This window comes from Streptomyces sp. NPDC127197 (assembly GCF_042672405.1).
GTDB lineage: Bacteria > Actinomycetota > Actinomycetes > Streptomycetales > Streptomycetaceae > Streptomyces > Streptomyces flavusporus.
On sequence record NZ_JBHXVG010000004.1, the window covers coordinates 31,138 to 45,569 of the forward strand.

At 71.6% G+C, this 14,432-nt stretch carries 14 protein-coding genes; 9 read left to right on the forward strand and 5 right to left on the reverse strand.

Annotated elements, in window-relative coordinates; all coding sequences use genetic code 11:
• Positions 1–9 precede the first annotated feature (9 nt).
• Both ACFVJQ_RS07620 and ACFVJQ_RS07625 read right to left on the reverse strand, forming a co-directional pair.
• Positions 10–189: a hypothetical protein gene (locus tag ACFVJQ_RS07620; protein WP_224736961.1), complete on the reverse strand. Its 180-nt coding sequence runs from the start codon at positions 187–189 to the stop codon at positions 10–12.
• A gap of 84 nt (positions 190–273) precedes the next feature.
• On the reverse strand, positions 274–1,149 hold the full coding sequence (locus tag ACFVJQ_RS07625; protein ID WP_385515354.1) for an undecaprenyl-diphosphate phosphatase: 876 nt from the start codon (positions 1,147–1,149) through the stop codon (positions 274–276).
• 248 nt (positions 1,150–1,397) lie between these two features.
• Here ACFVJQ_RS07625 and ACFVJQ_RS07630 point away from each other — a divergent pair, with 248 nt between their 5' ends.
• From ACFVJQ_RS07630 to ACFVJQ_RS07640, 3 genes are read left to right on the forward strand one after another with little or no spacing between them, the layout of a single operon-like run.
• Positions 1,398–2,648, forward strand: a complete 1,251-nt coding sequence (locus tag ACFVJQ_RS07630; RefSeq protein ID WP_385515355.1) for a Gfo/Idh/MocA family protein — start codon at positions 1,398–1,400, stop codon at positions 2,646–2,648.
• Entirely contained in the window at positions 2,645–3,571 is a 927-nt protein-coding gene (locus tag ACFVJQ_RS07635; RefSeq protein ID WP_385515356.1) for a PmoA family protein, read from the forward strand. Before ACFVJQ_RS07630 ends, ACFVJQ_RS07635 begins: the two co-directional genes overlap by 4 nt.
• Positions 3,565–4,302 carry a cupin domain-containing protein gene (locus tag ACFVJQ_RS07640; RefSeq protein ID WP_385515357.1) on the forward strand — a complete coding sequence of 246 codons (738 nt, stop codon included), beginning with the start codon at positions 3,565–3,567 and terminating at the stop codon, positions 4,300–4,302. The genes ACFVJQ_RS07635 and ACFVJQ_RS07640 overlap by 7 nt, the downstream gene beginning before the upstream one ends.
• 43 nt (positions 4,303–4,345) lie before the next feature.
• Here ACFVJQ_RS07640 and ACFVJQ_RS07645 read toward each other — a convergent pair whose 3' ends face one another.
• On the reverse strand, positions 4,346–4,816 hold the full coding sequence (locus ACFVJQ_RS07645) for a winged helix-turn-helix transcriptional regulator (protein ID WP_385515358.1): 471 nt from the start codon (positions 4,814–4,816) through the stop codon (positions 4,346–4,348).
• Between the two features lie 168 nt (positions 4,817–4,984).
• Between ACFVJQ_RS07645 and ACFVJQ_RS07650 the strand changes: the two genes are divergently transcribed.
• Entirely contained in the window at positions 4,985–6,154 is a 1,170-nt protein-coding gene (locus ACFVJQ_RS07650; protein WP_385515359.1) for a thiolase family protein, read from the forward strand.
• 7 nt (positions 6,155–6,161) lie between these two features.
• On the opposite strand, the gene ACFVJQ_RS07655 is transcribed toward ACFVJQ_RS07650, so the two are convergent.
• Positions 6,162–6,953: a TVP38/TMEM64 family protein gene (locus ACFVJQ_RS07655; protein ID WP_385515360.1), complete on the reverse strand. Its 792-nt coding sequence runs from the start codon at positions 6,951–6,953 to the stop codon at positions 6,162–6,164.
• A 49-nt stretch (positions 6,954–7,002) separates the two neighbouring features.
• On the opposite strand from ACFVJQ_RS07655, the gene ACFVJQ_RS07660 reads away from it, so the two are divergent.
• From ACFVJQ_RS07660 to ACFVJQ_RS07670, 3 genes are all read left to right on the forward strand, one after another.
• Complete coding sequence (locus ACFVJQ_RS07660) at positions 7,003–7,725, forward strand: DNA alkylation repair protein (RefSeq protein ID WP_385515361.1); 723 nt, start codon at positions 7,003–7,005, stop codon at positions 7,723–7,725.
• A 316-nt stretch (positions 7,726–8,041) separates the two neighbouring features.
• Positions 8,042–9,211: an elongation factor Tu gene (gene tuf / locus ACFVJQ_RS07665; protein ID WP_224736970.1), complete on the forward strand. Its 1,170-nt coding sequence runs from the start codon at positions 8,042–8,044 to the stop codon at positions 9,209–9,211.
• Positions 9,212–9,359: 148 nt separating this feature from the next.
• Complete coding sequence (locus tag ACFVJQ_RS07670; RefSeq protein WP_385781712.1) at positions 9,360–10,205, forward strand: spermidine synthase; 846 nt, start codon at positions 9,360–9,362, stop codon at positions 10,203–10,205.
• 49 nt (positions 10,206–10,254) lie between these two features.
• On the opposite strand, the gene ACFVJQ_RS07675 is transcribed toward ACFVJQ_RS07670, so the two are convergent.
• Positions 10,255–11,271: a hypothetical protein gene (locus ACFVJQ_RS07675; RefSeq protein WP_385515363.1), complete on the reverse strand. Its 1,017-nt coding sequence runs from the start codon at positions 11,269–11,271 to the stop codon at positions 10,255–10,257.
• A 211-nt stretch (positions 11,272–11,482) separates the two neighbouring features.
• On the opposite strand from ACFVJQ_RS07675, the gene ACFVJQ_RS07680 reads away from it, so the two are divergent.
• Complete coding sequence (locus tag ACFVJQ_RS07680; protein ID WP_129797489.1) at positions 11,483–11,920, forward strand: DUF4442 domain-containing protein; 438 nt, start codon at positions 11,483–11,485, stop codon at positions 11,918–11,920.
• A gap of 518 nt (positions 11,921–12,438) precedes the next feature.
• Positions 12,439–14,286 (forward strand): ricin-type beta-trefoil lectin domain protein, encoded by a 1,848-nt coding sequence (locus tag ACFVJQ_RS07685; RefSeq protein WP_385781715.1) that lies wholly within the window; start codon positions 12,439–12,441, stop codon positions 14,284–14,286.
• Positions 14,287–14,432: the final 146 nt, after the last annotated feature.

Genomic DNA, 14,432 nt, shown 5'->3' on the forward strand with positions numbered 1-14,432 from the left:
CCGTCGCCGTCAGGCCGCCTCGATGACCTCGCCGCGGATGGCCGCGGCCCACTCGACCACCAACAGCTCGTACTCCGCCCGCTCCTGAGCGGACAGCGTGCCGCCCGCACGCAGCCACAGCTCACGGATCTGCTCGTTCACCTCGGCAGCAGACCGCACGGAACCAGGGGCCATGGAGTCAGGGGACATGCGAGCAAGCCTAGGGGCAAGCACTGACACTGCGCTACCGGGCGGCTACTCATCCCGTATGGGCTTGGTCACCGCCCCGGGGTGTCAGCCCGCCGACTCCGCCGCGTGGGGGCTCAGGACGCCCATCGTCACCAGCGCGACGATCACGATGCCGAGCGCTATGCGGTACCAGACGAACGGCATGAAGCTCTTGGTCGAGATGAACTTCATGAACCAGGCGATGACCGCGTACCCGGTGCCGAAGGCGATCACCGTCGCGAAGATCGTCGGCCCCCACGACACATGGCCGGTCTCCATCGCGTCGTTCAGTTCGAACAGGCCCGAGGCGAGCACCGCGGGAATCGCGAGCAGGAACGAGTAGCGGGCCGCGGCCTCGCGCCGGTAGCCCATGAAGAGGCCGCCGCTGATGGTGGCACCGGAGCGGGAGACGCCCGGGATGAGGGCCATGGCCTGGCAGAGGCCGAAGATCAGGCCGTCCTTGACGCCCAGGTCCTTCAGTTCCTTGCGCTGGCTCGGCGCCCGGTGCCGGCCCCCGCTCTCGTCGCGGGCCGCCATCCGGTCGGCGATGCCGATGATCACGCCGACCACGATCAGCATCGTCGCGGTGATCCGCAGATCTCGGAACGGCCCCTCGATCTGGTCCTTGAACGTGACACCGAGCAGCCCGATCGGGATCGAGCCGACGATCACCAGCCAGCCCATCTGCGCATCGTGGTCACTGCGCCACGCCTTGTCGTACAGCGAGCGGAACCAGGCGGAGACGATGCGTCCGATGTCCTGGCGGAAGTAGATCAGCACGGCGGTCTCCGTGCCGATCTGCGTGATCGCCGTGAAGGCGGCGCCCGGGTCCTCCCAGCCGGAGAAGGCCGCGGTCAGGCGCAGGTGCGCGCTGGAGGACACGGGGAGGAATTCGGTCAGCCCCTGGACGAGTCCGAGGATGAGTGATTCGAACCAAGACATGAAGTTACGGAGTCCAAGTGCCGATCGTGGAACGGACGACGGACACACCGAGCCTCCGCGCGCGGTGATCGGTTGTGTCGAGGGGAAGGGTAGCGTCCCGCGAGATCGGGCCCGGCACAGGGGGCTTGCCGGGTGATCGACGGTGATCGGTCCGGGGTGTTGACCGGTTGCGGCGGCGGGCCTACGTTGCGGTGGGGAAAGCGCTTGCTACATGTCCAGGAAACCCCGGAGGAGTGCTGATCAGGTCCATGCCCACGCCCGCGACACCGGTGACACGTGTGACATCCGCGACACCCACGGCGTCCGAGACATCCGCGACAGACGACCCCCAGGCCTCCCGATCCCCCTCCGCCCCGCTCTCCGACCGCCCCGTCAGAACCGCCGTCATCGGCACGGGCGGCATCGCCCGCGGCTGCCATCTGCCCGCACTGGCCCGGCTCGCCGAGGAGGGCGAGACGGAGGTTGTTGCGGCGGTCGACATCGACGCCGCTGCGGTCCGGGAGTTCTGTGCGACGGGCGGGATCCCGCACGCGTACACCGACCTGGAGCTGATGCTGCGGGAACAGCAGCCCGACCTGGTCACGATCTGCACGCCGCCGACGCTGCACCGCGAGCAGACCATCGCCGCACTGCGCTCCGGTGCCTGGGTGTGGTGCGAGAAGCCGCCGGTGCCCACGCTCGCCGACTTCGACGCCGTCGAGGCGGCGGAGGAGCCGACCGGCGGGCCGTACGCCTCGATCGTCTTCCAGCACCGGTTCGGCTCCGGCGCCCGGCACGTACGCCGGCTGCTCGCCGAGCAGGCCATGGGCCGGCCGCTGGTGGCGCACTGCCAGACCACCTGGTACCGCGACGCCGCCTACTACGCCGTCCCCTGGCGCGGACGCTGGCATACGGAGGGCGGCGGCCCTGCCATGGGACACGGGATCCACCAGATGGATCTGCTGCTCGATCTGCTCGGGCCGTGGAGCGAGGTGCGCGCGATGGCCGGCCGGCTGGTGCACGACGTGGAGACTGAGGACGTCTCGACGGCCCTGGTCCGCTTCGAGAACGGCACCATGGCGACCGTCGTGAACAGCGTCCTCAGCCCCGACGAGGTGAGCCGCATCCGCGTCGACTGCGAGCGCGCCACCGTCGAACTCACCCACCTGTACGGCCACGCCAACGCCGACTGGCGCATCACCCCGGCGCCGGACGTGCCGGAGGCGGACGCCATGGCCTGGCAGGACTTCGGCGACGACGTGCCCAGCTCGCATCTGGCACAGCTGCGCGAGCTGGTCACGAGCATGCGTGCGGGCGAGCGGCCGCGCAGCAGCGGGCCGGACGGCCGCAAGAGCCTGGAGCTGATCACCGCGCTGTACAAGTCGGCGTTCACGGACACGACGGTGCGGCGAGGTGAGATCGGCCCCGGTGACCCGTACTACACGGCACTGCACGGGGGCGCGCCCGGCTGGGCCCCCGTCGTGCGCGAATCCGCCCCGAGCCAGGAGGTGTCCGCATGACCGGCCTGCAGATCGTCCACGCGCACGGTGACCGGATCACGGTCACCGAACCCACCACCGGCGTCGAACTCTTCAGCTACGTCTACCGGCCCGAGTCGGCCTGGGAGGCCCCGAAGCCGTATCTGCACCCGATCCGGACCCTGGCGGGCGCCGTCGTCACGGACTACCGGCCCAACGACCACCGGTGGCACAAGGGCCTGCAGATGACGGCCTCCCATCTCTCCGGCCAGAACCTGTGGGGTGGCAACACATATGTTCACGGCGAGGGATATCTCGCGCTTCCGGAGCGCGTCGGCTCGATGGCGCACGTCGGCTTCGACGAGGTCGCCTCGGACGGTTCCCGCGTGATGATCGCCGAGCGGCTCACCTGGCACCCGTACACCGGGGAGCTGTGGGCCGACGAGGAGCGCCGGATCGAGGTGCACGACGTGGACCCGGCGGCCGGCTCGTGGGCGCTGACCTGGACGAGCGCCATCACCAACCGGCGGGACGAACCGCTGCTGTTCGGCAGCCCGACCACCGCGGGCCGCGAGACGGCCGGCTACACGGGCCTGTTCTGGCGGGGACCGAGGGCCTTCCGGGACGGGCGCGTCCTCGGCCCCGACAGTGAGGGGCCGGAGCTGATGGGGGAGCAGGCCCCCTGGCTGGCGTACTCGGGGGAGCACGACGGCCTCGACGGGCACGCGACGCTTGTGTTCGCGCACGCCCCGGAGAACGACCACACCGGAGCCGGGGGCACCCACCCCGCGCACTGGTTCGTCCGCAACGAGCCGTTCGCCGCCGTCGCCCCCTCCTGGGCCTTCCACGAGGAACTGGAACTAGCACCCGGCGACACCCTCGCCCGCCGCTACCGGGTCGTCGTCGCCGACGGAGCCTGGGAACGGGAGGAGATCGCCAAGTACCTGGAGGCGCATCCATGGTGAGCAGCACTGAGTCCGCCGGACCGCCCGGAGCCTTCACAGGGCTCCCGGGCGGGGTCGCCGTCTCCCACCTGTCCGTCTACGACTGGCCGGCGGCGGACGGGGTGTGCGGCGGAACTCCCCATATGCATCTGACCTGTTCGGAGGCGTACGTCGTCACCGCCGGCCGGGGAACCGTGCAGACGCTCACGACGTCCGGTTACGAGGTCACGCCCCTCGCGCCCGGCACGGTCGCGTGGTTCACGCCCGGCACGATCCACCGCCTCGTCAACGACGCCGAGCTACGCATCACCGTCCTGATGCAGAACAGCGGGCTGCCGGAGGCGGGGGACGCGGTGCTGACCCTGCCGCCGAAGTACCTCACCGATCCGGAGACGTACGCCGCCGCGACGGTGATCCCGGCCGACGCGCCCGTGGTGGAGCAGGAGCGCATCGCCCGCGCGCGGCGCGACCTCGCCCTCGAGGGCTACCGGGTGCTGCGGGCCGAGGGGCCGCAGGCCCTGGCCGAGTTCCACATCGCCGCGGCCGCGCTGGTCCGGCCCCGGCTCGCCGAGTGGCGTGAGCGCTGGCGCCGCGGTGCCCAGGCGGCCGCCGCGGCGACGGGGGAGCAGCTCGACCGGCTCGAACGCGGGGACCTGTCTCACCTCGCGGGGGCCGTCGTACGGGCGGAACAGCCCTCGGCGCGCGGGAAGTTCGGGATGTGCGGGCGGCTCGAGGTGTATCCCGCCGGTTAGGTGTGCTGTCCGGCATGATCCGCCGGACAGGCCCAGCCGCCGTTCACGCCGCCGCAGGCCCCGTCACCGTCCAGCCCGGGGCCTGCGGGTGGGGCGTCAGGTCCTCGTGGGACACCGGGTCGCCGCAGGCGCGGCAGGTGACCACGGGGACCAGTTCGTTGCCGCAGACGTGCTCCAGCACCATGGGGCGGTCGTCCTCGCTGCGCAGGTGGCGGTTGCCCCACTCCATGAGGGTCAGCAGGACCGGCTCCAGTTCGAGCCCTGCCTGGGTGGGCCGGTACTCGAAGCGCTGCGGGCGTTCGTTGTAGGCGCGTTTCGTGAGGATTCCGGCGTCCACCAGGCGGCGCAGCCGCGTCGCCAGGATGTCGCGCGGGGCGCCGATGTTGCGCACGAGCTGGTCGAAGCGGCCGTTGCCCAGGCACACCTCCCTCAGGACGAGCAGGGAGTACTTCTCGCCGACCAGTGCCAGGGCGTCGGCGATCGAGCAGGGGCGCGGGTCTTTGGTGGCGGCCATGGAGCCCAGCATATGTGAGGGTTTGATTTTCCAACCTGCTGGGCTAGGGTGAGTTCGGATTTCCTACTCACTAGTAGCGAGCCGGTCGCACGGCCTGTCGATCGGGCCGGTCGCTCGAGCCGGTTGGTCGCTGCAGTGATCGTCCCGGCGGCCAAGGAGGCCCGCACCATGCGTGACGCAGTCATCGTCGAAGCCGTACGCACCCCCGTGGGCAAGGGCAAGCCGAACGGCTCGCTCGCCCACGTCCACCCCGTCGAACTCCTCGCCCACACCCTGCGCACCCTCGTCGAGCGCTCCGGCGTCGACCCGGCGCTCATCGACGACGTCATCGGCGGCACCGTCGACCAGGTCGGCGAACAGGCCATGAACACCACCCGGTACGCCGTGCTCTCGGCCGGCTTCCCCGAGACGGTCCCGGCGACCACGGTGGACCGCCAGTGCGGTTCGTCCCAGCAGGCCGTGCACTTCGCGGCGCAGGGCGTCATCTCCGGCGCGTACGACCTCGTGGTCGCCTGTGGCGTCGAGTCGATGAGCCGTGTGCCGATGTGGTCGAACGTCCCGGCCGGCAAGGATCCTTTCGGGCCCGGCGTCGCCGAGCGCTACCCCGAGGGCCTGGTTCCGCAGGGCATCAGCGCCGAGCTCATCGCCGCCAAGTGGTCCATCACGCGCGAGCAGATGGACGCCTTCGCCGTCTCCTCGCACCAGAAGGCCGCGGCGGCCTGGGCGAGCGGCCTCTTCGACGCCGAGGTCGCACCCCTGGAGGGCGTCGCGCGCGACGAGTGCGTGCGTCCGGGCAGCACTCCGGAGATCCTGGCCGGCCTCAAGCCCGCCTACTACGACCCCGGGTTTGCCGAGCGCTTCCCGCAGATCGAGTGGAACGTCACCGCGGGCAACGCCAGCCCCATCAACGACGGCGCCTCCGCCGTCCTCATCACCTCGAGCGAGACCGCGGCCCGCCTCGGCCTGCGCCCCCTCGCCCGGCTGCACAGCTTCGCCGTCACCGGCTCCGACCCGCTGCTGATGCTCACCGGCGTCATCCCGGCGACCGAGAAGGTGCTGCGCAGGGCCTCCCTGACCCTCGACGACATCGACCTGTTCGAGGTCAACGAGGCCTTCTCCAGCGTCGTCCTCGCCTGGCAGCAGGAGACCGGTGCCGACCTCGCCAAGGTCAACGTGCACGGCGGTGCGATCGCCGTCGGTCACCCGCTCGGCGCGAGCGGCACCCGGCTGACCACCACCCTCGTGCACGCCATGCGTGAGCGTGGCGCCCGCTACGCCCTGCAGACGATGTGCGAGGCGGGCGGCCTCGCCAACGCGATGATCCTGCAAGCCGTGTGACCGGCGGTCAGCGCCCCCGCAGGTGGTGACGCTTGCGCCAGGCCACCACCGCGGCCGCCAGGCCCGGTACGGCGATGCAGGCCATCGCGATGAGAAAGACGGGCGACGTCGGCGTGGAGGCACGGGCGCCGGCGACGACATACGCGGCGGTGTTCGGGAGCGTCCCGAGCGCCGTCGCGAGCAGGAACGGCAGCCAGCCCATGCGGGACACGGCGGCGCAGTAGTTCGCCGCCCAGAAGGGCACGCCCGGGAACAGCCGCACCGCCAGCATCGAACGGAACCCGTGCCGGCTGAACTGACCGTCGACGGTGGTCAGTAGCCTGCCCCGCAGCAGCGGGCGCAGCGCGTCCTGGCCCAGCACCCGGCCGAGCCCGAAGGCGATCCCCGCGCCGAGCACCGAACCTGCGACCGCCGTCGCGGTGCCCAGCTGCGAGCCGAACAGCGCACCCGCCGCCAGGCTCAGCAGCGGCCGCGGCACGAACGCCACGGTGACCAGTCCGTACGCCACCGCGAACACGAGCGCCGCGGCCACACCGCCCAGCTGAGGCGGCCAGCCGTGCGCCAGCAGCCGCTGCGGTTCGAAGAGCAGGACCGCCGACGCGGCTCCCACGAGCAGCGCGACGAGCAGCGAGAACCGGGACCAGGGCGAGAGCAGGACTCTCGCGCAGCGCGCGGTGAGACCGAGCCGGACGGGGACGGTGCCGGCGCCGGGCACTGCGGCCGCGAGTTCCGGGACAGTTGTGGTGGCCTGGGAAGAGGCCGTGGCGGTGCCCCCGGAGCGGGTGGTGGCATCGAGCATCCGGTGACACTAACCGACAAATATGTGTGATCGCCGTATGGTTCGTCTCATGGGCGTCACAGGTACGGGAACGGTGGGTGTCCCGCGCAGCGTGCTCGCCGACACGCTGCTGGAACGGCTGACTGTGACATACGCCGCAGCCGCCGATCCCGAGCGTGCCGGGCCCATGCGCGCGTACATGAAGGACGTGGCGCCGTTCATCGGCCTGACCACGCCCGTGCGCCGTGCCCTGTCCCGCACTGTCGTGGCCGGCACGGCCCGCCCCGACGAGGCCGACTGCACCGCCGTCGCCCTGCGCTGCTGGCAGCTCCCGGAGCGCGAGTACCACTACTTCGCCGTCGACTATCTGCGCCGCCACGTGGGGCGCTGCTCGTCCGCCTTCCTGCCGGTGGCCCGGCAGCTCGTCACCACCGTCTCCTGGTGGGACACCGTGGACCTGATCGCCGCCCATGTGGTGGGCGCCCTGGTGGCTGCCGACCCGGGGCTGAAGCGTGACATGGACGCCTGGATCGTGGACGACGACCTGTGGGTCGCCCGCACGGCCCTGCTCCACCAGCTGCGCTACAAGGACCGCACCGACACCGAACGCCTCTTCACCTACTGCCTGCGCCAGTCCGGCCACCCCGACTTCTTCGTCCGCAAGGCCATCGGCTGGTGTCTGCGCGAGTACGCCAAGACCGACCCCGAGGCCGTACGTGCCTTCCTCGCGCGTGAGCGCGGACGGTTCGCGCCGCTGTCGGTGCGGGAGGCGCTGAAGAACATCGGGGCGTGAACGCCGGGGCGCAGGCCCGGCTCCGCAGCAGCGGGAAAAACCATTCGACGCGGGGCGAACCGTCGGCAATGATCTGCGTCATGTTCCGGTACGCCTTCGTTCTCGCCGCATCCGCCGCAGCGGATGCCCCGAAGGCTGCCGTCCTGATCGTCACGGCAACCGTCGACGGCGCCCGAAGCTGACCCTCCCCGGATCGTCCGGCGGACCCCGCAGGGGGAGGGTCGGCAGGTCTCCTGGGGTCCCCGTCCCGGCCGCGCGCCCATGCGCTCCGCCGGGTCCATCACTCAGCATTCCGCAGAGACTTCGAGGTACCGCCATGCCCAAGACGGCGTACGTCCGCACCAAACCGCACCTCAACATCGGCACGATGGGCCACGTCGACCACGGCAAGACCACGCTCACCGCCGCCATCACCAAGGTCCTCGCCGAGCGCGGCACCGGCACGTTCGTGCCGTTCGACCGCATCGACCGGGCCCCGGAGGAGGCGGCGCGCGGCATCACCATCAACATCGCGCACGTCGAGTACGAGACCGACACCCGGCACTACGCGCACGTGGACATGCCGGGCCACGCCGACTACGTCAAGAACATGGTGACCGGCGCCGCGCAGCTCGACGGGGCGATCCTCGTCGTCTCCGCACTCGACGGGATCATGCCGCAGACGGCCGAACACGTGCTGCTCGCCCGGCAGGTGGGAGTCGACCACATCGTCGTCGCCCTCAACAAGGCCGACGCCGGTGACGAGGAGCTGACCGACCTGGTCGAGCTGGAGGTCCGCGACCTGCTCACCGAGCACGGCTACGGCGGCGACGCCGTCCCCGTCGTACGGGTTTCCGGGCTGAAGGCCCTCGAGGGGGACCCGCGCTGGACGGCGTCCATCGAGGCGCTGCTCGACGCGGTGGACACCTATGTGCCGATGCCCGAGCGGTACCTGGACGCGCCGTTCCTGCTGCCGGTGGAGAACGTGCTCACCATCACCGGCCGCGGCACGGTCGTCACGGGCGCCGTCGAGCGCGGCACGGTCCGGGTCGGCGACCGGGTCGAGGTGCTCGGCGCCGGGCTGGAGTCCGTCGTCACCGGCCTGGAGACCTTCGGCAAGCCGATGGAGGAGGCGCAGGCCGGGGACAACGTGGCGCTGCTGCTGCGCGGCGTGCCGCGGGACGCGGTGCGGCGCGGCCACATCGTGGCAGCCCCCGGCAGTGTGGCCCCCAGCCGCCGCTTCTCGGCCCAGGTGTACGTGCTGTCGGCACGCGAGGGCGGCCGTGCGACGCCGGTGTCGACGGGCTACCGGCCGCAGTTCTACATCCGCACCGCAGACGTGGTCGGCGACATCGACCTCGGCGAGACGGCGGTCGCCCGCCCCGGCGACACCGTCACCATGACGGTCGAGCTGGGCCGCGAGGTGCCGCTGGAGCCCGGGCTCGGCTTCGCCATCCGCGAGGGCGGCCGCACGGTCGGCGCGGGGACGGTGACGGCCGTCGGCTGACAAACCCGGGGCCCGCCTCTCGAACGGAGGCGGGCCCCGGCCACGTCGATGCTCCGGCCCGGTCACTGTCAGTGGCGTGCGCAATACTTGACGGCCCACCTCATGGCCGGGCGGCGGCCGAATCCCGCCGTCCCGTCACAATGGAGCCGTGAACGAGCCCATACCCGTGATCCGAGACGTCGATCACGGGACCGCCAAGCTGATGCCCGACATCGACCGGAAGCGGGCCTGGCTGCTCACGGTCGACGAGGCGCCGCAGTCGTACGTCGATCTGGACGAGCCGACGCATCTGGAGTTCGAGTACGCGCGGCGGCTCGGGCACGTCCTGGACACGGTCGCGGAGCCGGGCCGGCCGCTGGACGTACTGCACCTCGGTGGGGGTGCGCTCACGCTCCCCCGATACGTGGCCGCGACCCGGCCCGGCTCCCGGCAGGACGTCGTCGAGGCCGACCGGGGGCTCCTGGAGCTGATCGTGGAGCATCTGCCGCTCCCCGCCGACGCCGGCATCGCGCTGCACGCGGCGGACGCCCGCGCCTGGCTGGCCGGTGCCCCGACGGACAGCGCGGACGTCGTGGTCGCCGACGTCTTCGGCGGCTCACGGGTACCGGCCCACCTGACGTCCGTCGCCTACGCCCGCGAGGCCGAGCGGGTGCTGCGCCCCGGCGGTGTCTACCTGGCCAACCTCGCCGACGCCGCGCCCTTCGCCTTCCTCCGCTCCCAACTGGCCACCTTCGCCTCGGTGTTCGGGGAGCTCGCGCTGATCGCCGAACCGGCCGTGCTGCGCGGCCGACGCTTCGGCAACGCGGTGCTGCTCGCGGCGCACCGCCCGCTCGACACCACGGCCCTGGCCCGGCGTACCGCCGCCGACGCCTTCCCGGCCCGCGTCGAGTACGGGGCCGGGCTGCGGGAGTTCATCGGCGCGGCCCGGCCGGTCCGGGACGAGGACGCCGTACCGTCACCCGAGCCGCCCGGCGGAGCCTTCGGCATCGGGTGAAGCGGATCCGGCCTCGGCCGGCACCACGAGGCCGGCGTCGGTCCGCTGGTCAGCCCCCGGTCGGTTCCCCGTGCAGCCGTACCGTGCTGAGGATCTTCATGATGGTCGCCTTGGGGACCTCGTCGTCGACGCCCTTGGCGCCGTAGAAGTTCCACGACACGAAGTCACCGGCCGAGTTCTTGAAGCCGAACGTGACCGCCTTGCCGTCGCTGGCGCACTTGCCCTTCTGGGGCGTGTTCGTCGACTGGGCCCAGGCGATGCTGCCTTCGATGCCCGACGCGGTGGTGTAGGGCTTGGCCTTCTCGTCGAACGTGATGCTCTTCTTGTCGGGCTGCGTGTAGCCGCCGTAGACCCACCAGGCCACCGTGTTCACGGCGACCTCGTCGGTGTTCTTGGCGCCGTCCGCGCCCTTGGAGCCCACCGCGGCGAGGGCCGTGTCCTCGGTCCGGCCGTCCTTGTTCTCGTCGGTCGTGCACCACTTCGACTTGTAGAACGCGGGCGCCGACATGATGGCGAGGGGCTTGGCGTCCTCCGACTTCTCGTCCTCGAAGCCGATGCTCACGCCCGGCGACTCGACCTCCCAGTCGGCCGGCACGTCGAAGGCGACCCCCCGCTTGGGGTTGACGACCACCTTCCAGCCGTCGATCGTCGGCTTCTCGGTTTCGTTGCTGCGCGGGTTGTCGTCCGAGCCGGACGCGGAGCCGCTCGGGTCGGCGGGCGCCGACGGCGACGGGCTCGTCTTCTTCTTGGTGCCGCCGTCCGCCGTGTCGTCCTTGTCGCCGCCGAGCACCAGGAAGCCGGTGACGCCGGCGGCCACCACCACGGCGGTGGCCGCCACGATCGCGACCAGCTTCGTGCGGTTGCCGTCACCCCCGCCGCCCGGCTGCGGCTGCGGAGCCCCCGCCGGCGCCGGTGTGCCCCACTGCGGTTGCTGCGCATAGGGATTGGGCTGCTGGAAGCCGGGCTGCTGATAGGGATTCGGCTGCTGGTATCCCGGCTGCTGGTACGGGTTGTTCTGCCCTTGCGGGTTCTGCTCGCCCCCGGGCGGCTGCTGTCCTGGCCACATGAGCGGTAACCCTAGTGCCGCTGTGGACACGATTCGGTCACTGCCCCTTGTCAGGGACGTAGCGAAACGGGAGTCGGAGCGGCTCCCCATGGCTGGCCGCCCGACACGCCTGCTCTCCTGCCACATGGGCCACCGTGATACGCCCGTCACCCCCTGCATCTGGTCAGCCGAGGCTACCCGTGGGTAACATGCGGCCATGAGCGCAGATCAGATGTCGATCGGCGAGTTGCTCGCCGCCACGGTGCCGATGGTTCGGACCCTGAACCTCGAGTACCTGGAGACCACTCCGGAGAAGGCCGTGCTGGCCCTGCCGGACCAGAGCGAGTACCGCAACCACGTCGGCGGGCCGCATGCGGGGGCCATGTTCACCCTCGGCGAGTCGGCCAGCGGCGCGATCGTCCTGGCCGCGTTCGGCGACCAGCTCTCGCGTGCGGTACCGCTGCCGGTGCATGCCGAGATCGCGTTCAAGAAGATCGCCCTGGGCCCCGTCACGGCCACCGCGACCCTCGGCCGCCCCGCCGCCGAGGTTGTCGCCGAACTCGACGAGGGCAAGCGCCCGGAGTTCCCGGTGGCCGTCGCCATCCAGCGCGAGGACGGCGCCGTCACTACGGAGATGACCGTCGTCTGGACCCTTCGCCCCAACAGCTGAGTCCGAGCGATCGGATGGGCCCCGTCGCTGCGGCGGGGCCCTTTCCATGCGCCCGCGCGCTCAGGCGGCGGCCCGCCGGTTCGAGGTGTCGCTGCCCTCGAGCCCGCTGACGAACTCCTTGAGCCGGTACACGAATTCGGGCCCCCGTGCACCGTGCCGCCCGGGCGTCGGTCGGTTGGATCTCGTCGCCCGGGCCCGGCAGTGAACCTGTTCCGGGGAGATTCTGTGGACCAACCGGCTTTGGATGCACACAACTTGACGCCCGGAGCGTCGGCGATTTCGAATGCCGGTGCGGATACCAGGGGTAACATGCGGCAATTCATGGCCGATTGAGCATCCGTCACCCGAACTCCTTGTTTCCCGTGAGACGCGTGTGCGAAAGTGTGGCACCCCGCGGGAAGGCAAAAGGCCAGGCTCAAAAGGCCTGCGCCAGGCTCATGAGCACGCACCATTCAGGCACCTGCTTTCCGAAGGACGCGCATTGCGTCGTGTCCTGCGGCTTGGAAGGAAATGGTCCAGTGCAACCCCCTTACCCCCCACGTCCGCCCTACCCGCCCCGACCCGGTTCGCGCCCGGGGGAGTCCGACCACGATCTCGTTGCCCGGCTGGGTGGCCCCGACCTGGACAGCCGGGCCGCAGCTCTGCTGCTGGCCCGGCACTGGCGCGCGGTGTATGACTACGCGGTCGTCTGCCTGGCCTCCTCGGCCGTGTCGGCGCAGATGGCGGCCACCGCCGCGTTCCAACAGGTGCTCGGCCGTGGAGCGGCCGTCGGTGCGCTGCGCCCGCACCTCCTCGCGACCGTGCGGGAGACCGTCCGGGAATGGGCCGCCGAGGACGATGTGGCGGCCCTGCTGCCGGAACTCCGCAAACCCACCGGCGGCCGCGGACTGCGTGCGGCACGGTCCGTGACACCGGAAAAGCGGCTCCTCGCAGAGCGCGCTTTCCGTGCTCTTCCGGGAGCCTCCCAATGCCTGCTCTGGCACACCGAGGTCGAGGCCGAGCCGATAACCGTACCGGCCGGTCTGCTGGGCGTGGACCCGATGACCGCGTTGGCGGCTCTGGAACGGGCGCGGGAGCAATTCCGAGCCGGCTGCGTACGCGCCCACCGGGAACTCGCACCGTCCAGGGAATGCCGTTTCTACAACCGTCTCCTCGACGTCCCGATGCGCCGCGGAGGAGCCCTGCTGCCGGATGTGCAACAGCATCTGACGGCATGCCGGTACTGCCGGCACGCCGCCGAACAACTCGGCCATCTCGACGGCGGCCTGGACGTGCTCCTCGCCGAAACCGTGCTCGGCTGGGGCGCCCGCCGCTACCTCGACTCACGTCCCGCCCGCACCCCACCACCGACACCCCCACGAGTCCGCACCGGCACCGCCCGCCCGAGAGCCGGCGGGCGCCATCGGCCCACTGGACCCCTGTCGCGCAGACCCTCCATGGCCGTGGTCGTGGGCGTCGGCCTGACCTCCCTGGCGTTACTCGCGACGGTGCTCGTCGCCAGGAGCTGGTCCGGCGACAACGGTGTCGCCCACGGTCCGGACGCCACCTGGGGCGTGCCCAGCAGCCACACCCTGAGTCCGAGCCCGGCGTCCGAGGCCCCCTCCGCCGGAACACCGTCGGCCGCTTCCGCCGCCCACCCCGTCGAGGTCGCCCGGGGACGGCTGCGCAACCTCGCCCTCGGCCTGTGCCTCGACGGCGGCAACGGCACGCCCGGGACCGCGGCTGTCCTTGCGGTGTGCTCGTCCGCCGCGTCGCAGCAGTGGTCGTACCAGGACGACGGTCGACTGCGCAGCGTCGCCGACCCGACGCTCTGCCTCGACGCGCATGTCCGCAAGGGAACGGTCGGGCCGGCCGACTGTGCGGTGCACTCCGGCCAGGTGCAGTACGACCTGACGGTGCGCGGCGAACTCCTGCTCCGCTGGCGCAAGGGCAAGGTCGTCGCGCCCGGTGCGGGCAGGGAGGTGGTCGTCGCCGACCGGGACGGCGCCGCGGAGCAGCGGTGGCGGCTGGAGGCGGCGCCCGACGAGGCGGGGGTGGAGCCACGGAAGAACGGCGACGAGAGGAGCGAGGGCGAGGACCACGCCGAGCGGGACGCGGAAGGCCGGGCTGAGCGCGGATCGCCGGGCGGGGATCAGCACCCCGGTGATCCCGAGGAGCACGGTGAACAGCGCCCGCCGGATGGCGAGGCCCCGCGCGAGCAGGGACCCGGGGATCCGCCGGAGCAGTACGAGACGCGAATGGCCCAGGCCGGCTGCTGCGACAGCGCCGAGCCGTCGGCAGCCGAGCCCGACGCGCGCGAGCTCGTGGCCGGTGTACGGGATGCGATCACGTCCCGTGCCGTGTCCGTCGCCTCCGCCCTCGGGTGATCCGCCGCGGAGGTGTCGGTGGGACCCGGTAGGCTTCGCGGCGGGGGGGCCCGGCCGGGGGGCCCCCCGGGTGAGGGGGGGGCGCCCCAACACCCCCAAAACAGGGAACCCCCGGGGGCCGCACAGAAGGGGGAGAGGAGCCGAAC

Bases quoted from the DNA above. Each gene is read 5' to 3' on its own strand.
- ACFVJQ_RS07640 (WP_385515357.1), top strand. From the start codon at position 3,565: ATGGTGAGCAGCACTGAGTCCGCCGGACCGCCCGGAGCCTTCACAGGG.
- ACFVJQ_RS07675 (WP_385515363.1), bottom strand. From the start codon at position 11,271: ATGTGGCCAGGACAGCAGCCGCCCGGGGGCGAGCAGAACCCGCAAGGG.
- ACFVJQ_RS07630 (WP_385515355.1), top strand. From the start codon at position 1,398: ATGCCCACGCCCGCGACACCGGTGACACGTGTGACATCCGCGACACCC.
- ACFVJQ_RS07660 (WP_385515361.1), top strand. From the start codon at position 7,003: ATGGGCGTCACAGGTACGGGAACGGTGGGTGTCCCGCGCAGCGTGCTC.
- ACFVJQ_RS07655 (WP_385515360.1), bottom strand. From the start codon at position 6,953: ATGCTCGATGCCACCACCCGCTCCGGGGGCACCGCCACGGCCTCTTCC.
- ACFVJQ_RS07645 (WP_385515358.1), bottom strand. From the start codon at position 4,816: ATGGCCGCCACCAAAGACCCGCGCCCCTGCTCGATCGCCGACGCCCTG.
- ACFVJQ_RS07680 (WP_129797489.1), top strand. From the start codon at position 11,483: ATGTCGATCGGCGAGTTGCTCGCCGCCACGGTGCCGATGGTTCGGACC.
- ACFVJQ_RS07650 (WP_385515359.1), top strand. From the start codon at position 4,985: ATGCGTGACGCAGTCATCGTCGAAGCCGTACGCACCCCCGTGGGCAAG.
- tuf (WP_224736970.1), top strand. From the start codon at position 8,042: ATGCCCAAGACGGCGTACGTCCGCACCAAACCGCACCTCAACATCGGC.
- ACFVJQ_RS07625 (WP_385515354.1), bottom strand. From the start codon at position 1,149: ATGTCTTGGTTCGAATCACTCATCCTCGGACTCGTCCAGGGGCTGACC.
- ACFVJQ_RS07635 (WP_385515356.1), top strand. From the start codon at position 2,645: ATGACCGGCCTGCAGATCGTCCACGCGCACGGTGACCGGATCACGGTC.
- ACFVJQ_RS07620 (WP_224736961.1), bottom strand. From the start codon at position 189: ATGTCCCCTGACTCCATGGCCCCTGGTTCCGTGCGGTCTGCTGCCGAG.